The sequence below is a fragment of the Desulfonatronospira sp. genome, from assembly GCA_003563255.1.
Classification (GTDB): domain Bacteria; phylum Desulfobacterota; class Desulfovibrionia; order Desulfovibrionales; family Desulfonatronovibrionaceae; genus Desulfonatronospira.
The window spans coordinates 1-4,962 of sequence record PWSL01000396.1; the positions used below are offsets into that span (position 1 = coordinate 1).

The following is a 4,962-nucleotide window of genomic DNA, read 5'->3' on the forward strand; positions in this document are numbered from 1 at the left end:
CATGGCCGTAAAAATCCAGACCGTCAAAAAACGGTCCAGAACGGACATTTCTTTACTGACCTTGATTTCAGCCATTTTCTTTCCTCTTGGTTTCAAATTTGAGCAGTGCCCGGATCCTGCGATCATCTACCTCTTTTACTGCACAGGTCTTCCACGGACATGGACAGGATCAATTTGAGTGTGAGCCTGTCCTTTTCCATTTCCCGGGAATGCATAAGCTCCTCTTCCAGCCACTGCCTGAGCCTCCCGGGAAAATCATCTGCCAGGCGGTAATACACCCAGCGGCTGTCCTTGCGGGATGTCACTAAGCCTGCATTCTGGATGACGCTTATATGCCGCGAAACTGTGGCCGTGGACAGCCCCAGAAGCTCGGTAATCTGGCAGACGCACAACTCCGGCTGCCTGAGAAGAGCCGCAATAATGCGCAAACGGTTGCCGTCCGCCAGGGCTTTGGTCTGTTTCAGAAATTTATCCATAAGTTGATATTTGTACAATAAGCTAAATGACTGAATGAAAATTACAACCTTAAAAAGCGCCTGTCAAGTTTTCGAAAATATTTAATTCTGGATAAGGCAGTAAGTAGAAATAATCTTTACAAAAGTATTGCCTTCTCGTTTTGTGCAGACGCCGATGGCATAGAGTGGGGTTTAAAACGATTCTCTTAATCGTTCCCACGCTCTGGTGGGAACGTTTTTCGATCCAGCACTTTTGACAATGGAGAATTACCAAAAAAAATAATAGTATTCAAAAGTGAGTGCTGAATCATTTTGGACGCGGAGCGTCCGAAGAATGTTCCCACGCGGAGCGTGGGAACAAAGGCAAAAAGCGCCTGTCAAGTTTTCGAAAGTATTCAATTCTGGCTAAGGGAAAAATTGAAATCTGATCCGGGCATTGCGGGGGCCTTACGGCAGTGCACAATGCCCGGATCTTAGAGGAATTATCGGCAGTTTTTTGATTGCAGCTTTTTAAATTGACTTTTTTAAGCTGGGACAGCATGGCTATCAACTTTTTTGCCATGGTCTTGACTCCTGGCATAAAGGGACTGCACCAGCATCTCCAGCATCCTGTCATGCACTCCGTCGCAAGGGTAACTTCTCAATAATTCTGGGCGATCTTACACTAAGAAAATACCTGGATTCCGGCTTTCGCCGGAATGACGAATGAAAACAGGTCGTTGCATTGTGATGTCATACCGGCGGATGCCGGTATCCAGGAATACTGCCCGGAGTTATTGAGAAGTTACTCGCAAGGCTGCTCCATTACCATCCTGGTCTCATCCGGGGTAAAATCATACCCCTTTTCCCGGGCAATATCCATTATCTCCATGGAATCCCGGCACTTAGCCATTCTTGCATGCAGCCCCGTATCTTTCTGAACCAGTTCCAGAAATGCCTTTGCGGACTGAATAGACATGTCACACCTCCTTTGTTTTGCGAGGCCTTGCAGATAGCGTCCTGGGTTTATACAGATTACCCCCGATCATATTCAGTGGCTATAAATTAAAGTTTTTCCATGGCTTTGTTTCATGGTCGGCATGTAGGCTGTATAAAGCTTGGATTGTGATATTAAGCACATTTATACACCCATAATTTTTTTTAATTTGACCTTCATGTATAGGGTATCTTATCAAATAAACAACAATCTTTGGTTGGCCAGATCATAAACTCATTTTTTCGGGACGACATCCGGCAAGACAAAAACGGGCCCTCCAACATTTTAAAACTGCTGCATGACAGCCTTTGTGCTGCTGAACATGCTGAGTACAGATCAAGACAATTCTCTTGCCTGCGTCCAGCGCGGACCGGATGATTTTTCCTCCATCCCTCCGGGAAATGACGCCGGTCTGCGCGAAACGCAGACTTCCTGTAATACCCGGGTTATTTTCTATGGCGTGCTCCGCACACACGGTTTTGAAGAATAAAGAGACCAAGCAAGGTATTACCTGCCTTGCAGACAGAAAGCTTTGCATGCTCCCTGCATTGCTTGAAGGTAAGCATTCAGGGGGTACTCAGTTTTAGTCCCTGGCACCAGGCCTGGGGACTGTCCCCCGCTAAGAATATCTATGCAGATTCAAAAAAATCTGGGCATGTAATTTTTGTCTTTGTGCAGGAAAGGTGTCGCGGGGACTGTCCCCGGGCCGGTATATGCCCCCTGAATGGTTACGCTTGAAGGGTCATCCCCAACATCCTGATTGCCCAGTTTATGCCTAGCCTGAAATGGGTAAAAGCAAGGCTGAATTGCCCATAACATGCCAGGCATGAAATGGGGAAGAGGTCAGTAAAAAGCAATACTTATGTCACGCGAACACAAACTCACCATGAGTTATTGCCTGCAGCCATCAGCTTGATGGATAAGACAGTCTTGCAGTGCCTGCAAAAAACTTTTGCAGGCACCTTTGTAAGCAGACTAACGCCGGCTCAAGGCTGTCAGCTCTGGTCTGGTATGCCTTTATCCGCTACATGGATATAAAAATCAGGTTCCTCGCCTCTGAAGGTCTCCTGAAAATCCCCGTAAGTGGTCACTGACCCAAAGCCGGTCTCGTAGAGAAGTTTCTGCATGTAGGCCTTGCGCAGGGGAAACATGTTCAGGTGAAACACAGAAGCGTCTGGAAAGGTATACTCGAACTGGACCAGATCGTCCTTTACCTGCACCGGTTCTGCAGATACGTTCTCGCCGCAGTAATAATATTTGTGTTTGGAGGAATAACCTTCATCCAGGATACGGTCATAGTTTCTCTGGTCCACTATAAGCACCCCGTCCGGCTTGAGTTTGCTGTAGAATTCGGACAGCACCCTGCGCCGGTCGTGTTCGTCAAAAAGGTGGGTAAAGGAATTGCCCAGGCAGATAAGGGCGTCGTATTCGCCCTGCACATCAAAACTCAGGCGTCTCCAGTCCGTATGCACCGTACTCAGGATATATCCTTTGTCCCTGGCGTTTTCAAAGGCCTGCACCAGCATGTTGGCGCTTCCGTCCACGCTGACCACCCTGTAGCCCTGTTCAAGAAACCTGACCGAATGAAAGCCGGTGCCGGTGGCCACGTCCAGAATGCTCTGCACATTCCTCTGTCTGAAAATATCATAAAAAAAAGACCCCTCACTTTTGGCTCTCTTCTCCCAGTCTATGAGTTCATCCCACTTGTTTACAAAGCAGTCTTCGTAGTCGTGAAGGTATTGATCAGTCAGCAAGCAACCCTTGCTCTGCAATATTTCTTTTTGTTCCTTGTCTGCGTACATAATCCACCTCCTATTGAATGGTTCTGGAAATTTCCGAGATCATGTTCTGTGCCCGCCATCCAGAGACAGCTGCACTGTTTAAGAAATCAATAAATGAAATCTTTTTGCCATTACTGCGCACGTTGATGGCCTGCATTGCTCCTGGAGAAAGCTCCATGAGCTTTATATTAAACATCTTTTGACCATGATAAATTTTATTGAACATAAGACTGTTGTCGATAAATGATCTTATAATGGGCAGGCGTAAATCCTGGATATTAAGCTGTCCCAGGTGACTGCCCCTGTCTTCAAAGACCATGATGCCATCGTTGATTGCCGCCTTTTCAATGACAACATGTTCATCGCCTCCATCGTCAAGCACTGCATGCCGGGTAAAGTTCTGAAACAATCCAAAATCCAGTGTTTTTACCTGCCTGTCATTGATATAAGCATAAACATCCGGCTTATCATTGCAGTACATATAGCACTCTTCCAGGCAATCCACATGCTCTCCCGCGGGCAGAAGACTCCTGACATCACCGGGGGAATCAAAAAGCCGGTATACATTGACATTGTACTCCCGGCAGAACTGCAGCAAAGCTTCCGCACCCGTCCTGGTCATACGCATACTGCGACTCTTCATGCACACGCCGTGCATTTCCAGGTGGATAGTATCCATTTTTTCCTCCTTGAACGGTTTGGAGGACAGCCGGCGCTTCGTAACCATTCAGGGGATGCCTCAATCGGCCCGGGGACAGTCCCGCACTTATTTTTCCAACACTCACACCAAAATTGTTCATCAGAAAATAATAAGTGCGGGACAGTCCCCAGGGCCTGGTGCCAGTAATCACCACCGAGGAACCCCCTGAATGGTTACGGCGCTTCTGTCCGTTTTCAGGCAAAAAAAATCCCCGGATCGAAATACACTTCGATCCGGGGATGTCCCGTTTTCATCCTCGAATAGGCTCGGCCGCCACCCTGCGCCGAAGGGGCGGTCCAATAAGGTCTCAGGCAGGTCTTCTGACTTGCGGATCGTCCTACTTGCCCAGCACTCACTTCAGGTACGGATTGTTGCCAGTTAAACCGGTTGGCTCCTTGCAGTACAACCTGATTATAAGCAACAAACAGAAATAAAGTGAGTGCCGGGCTTGCCGCGCCTTCCCCCGGGTCTGTCCAGAGTGGCTTAATGCGGCTTTCGTCCCCGCTCACAGCCGCGGGCCGGTTCCCGATTTGCACGGGATTCCCTTTTCATTTCCCCGGTTGGGGGAAAACCTGAGACGGTTGTCTTGTGCTTAATTTGGAGTCAAGTAAAAACTCTCCGACTTGTCAAGCTGAAAATTATTACAAAGTCCACAACTGTGTTACCCTTGTCTCGTATACCAGATGAATGCATAGCACGCAGTAGACAATGTTCATGACAAAATCATCAAGAACTTTTTACCGGAAGGGATTTATACTTTTTGCAGAAAAGCTGGCACAAAAGAGGAAATATACCCACTGCAGCCAGGGAAAGCATAACTCCGGTGCTCATTAAACACGACATTGCGTCAATCTGTGCAAGACGGCTGCCGGCATTGGCGAAAATAAATATACCGGGCAGAAATCCAGCCAGGCTGACCAGGAAGAAGGTCTTGACCCTCATATCAGTGAAGGCAAAAACAGAATTAATTACAAAAGAGGGTGCCACTTCGATGATTCTGAGCATAAAAAGAAAACCAGTGCCGTATTCCTGCATGCCCTTTTCTATGTA

Annotated in this window: 5 protein-coding genes and 1 riboswitch; all 5 genes read right to left on the reverse strand. The window is 47.5% G+C overall.

Translation table 11 applies throughout. From position 1 onward, the window contains the following. Positions 1-122 precede the first annotated feature (122 nt). Entirely contained in the window at positions 123-476 is a 354-nt protein-coding gene (locus tag QZP87_RS11500) for a metalloregulator ArsR/SmtB family transcription factor (protein ID WP_291323067.1), read from the reverse strand. Between the two features lie 763 nt (positions 477-1,239). Then, a complete protein-coding gene (locus tag QZP87_RS11505; RefSeq protein WP_291323068.1) occupies positions 1,240-1,413 on the reverse strand; it encodes a Nif11-like leader peptide family natural product precursor in 174 nt (57 codons plus the stop codon). Positions 1,414-2,426: 1,013 nt separating this feature from the next. After that, positions 2,427-3,233, reverse strand: coding sequence for a class I SAM-dependent methyltransferase (locus QZP87_RS11510; RefSeq protein ID WP_291323069.1), 807 nt, complete (start codon positions 3,231-3,233; stop codon positions 2,427-2,429). A 10-nt stretch (positions 3,234-3,243) separates the two neighbouring features. Beyond that, positions 3,244-3,891, reverse strand: coding sequence for a hypothetical protein (locus QZP87_RS11515; protein ID WP_291323070.1), 648 nt, complete (start codon positions 3,889-3,891; stop codon positions 3,244-3,246). 313 nt (positions 3,892-4,204) lie between these two features. Continuing rightward, positions 4,205-4,503: riboswitch (cobalamin riboswitch) on the reverse strand. 135 nt (positions 4,504-4,638) lie between these two features. Further along, positions 4,639-4,962: VTT domain-containing protein (locus QZP87_RS11520; RefSeq protein WP_291323071.1), on the reverse strand; the 324-nt coding region annotated here is incomplete at its 5' end.

Bases quoted from the DNA above. Each gene is read 5' to 3' on its own strand.
- QZP87_RS11515 (WP_291323070.1), bottom strand. From the start codon at position 3,891: ATGGATACTATCCACCTGGAAATGCACGGCGTGTGCATGAAGAGTCGC.
- QZP87_RS11505 (WP_291323068.1), bottom strand. From the start codon at position 1,413: ATGTCTATTCAGTCCGCAAAGGCATTTCTGGAACTGGTTCAGAAAGAT.
- QZP87_RS11510 (WP_291323069.1), bottom strand. From the start codon at position 3,233: ATGTACGCAGACAAGGAACAAAAAGAAATATTGCAGAGCAAGGGTTGC.
- QZP87_RS11500 (WP_291323067.1), bottom strand. From the start codon at position 476: ATGGATAAATTTCTGAAACAGACCAAAGCCCTGGCGGACGGCAACCGT.